The following is a 703-nucleotide window of genomic DNA, read 5'->3' on the forward strand; positions in this document are numbered from 1 at the left end:
TACGCTCCTACGGCTTGTAGGCACACGGTTTCAGGTACTATTTCACGACCCCTCACCGGGGCGCTTTTCACCTTTCCCTCACGGTACTCGTTCACTATCGGTCATCAGGAAGTATTTAGGCTTACCAGGTGGTCCTGGCAGATTCACACAAGATTCCACGAGCCTCGTGCTACTCGGGAACACCCCAAACAGTCGATATGATTTCGCCTACCCGGCTCTCACGGTCTACGGCGCCCCATCCCAAAGGCTTCGACTACCACACCGATTTATCACTGCCCGTGGTCTCGGCAGAAACCACAAGAGGGTCCCACAACCCCGCACACGCAACACCTGCCGGCTATCACACATGCACGGTTTAGCCTCCTCCGCTTTCGCTCACCACTACTCACGGAATCACTATTGTTTTCTCTTCCTACGGGTACTGAGATGTTTCACTTCCCCGCGTTACCACCAACCGCCCTATACATTCAGACGGCGGCAACACCACATGACTGGTGCTGGGTTACCCCATTCGGAAATCCCCGGATCAACGTCAGGTTGGCGACTCCCCGAGGCTTAACGCAGCCTCCCACGTCCTTCATCGGCTCCTGATGCCAAGGCATCCACCGTGTGCCCTAAAAAACTTGGCCACAAAGATGCTCGCGTCCACTATGCAATTCACAAACAACAAACAGAAACCAGCCCACCCCGCACCACGACACCC

Annotated in this window: 1 rRNA gene; it reads right to left on the reverse strand. The window is 55.5% G+C overall.

The annotated features are described in order from the left end of the window. Positions 1-629: ribosomal RNA gene (locus Psi02_RS39815) — 23S ribosomal RNA — on the reverse strand; the annotation flags it as partial. Between the last annotated feature and the right edge of the window lie 74 nt (positions 630-703).

This window comes from Planotetraspora silvatica (genome assembly GCF_016863315.1).
GTDB classification, from domain to species: Bacteria; Actinomycetota; Actinomycetes; order Streptosporangiales; family Streptosporangiaceae; genus Planotetraspora; species Planotetraspora silvatica.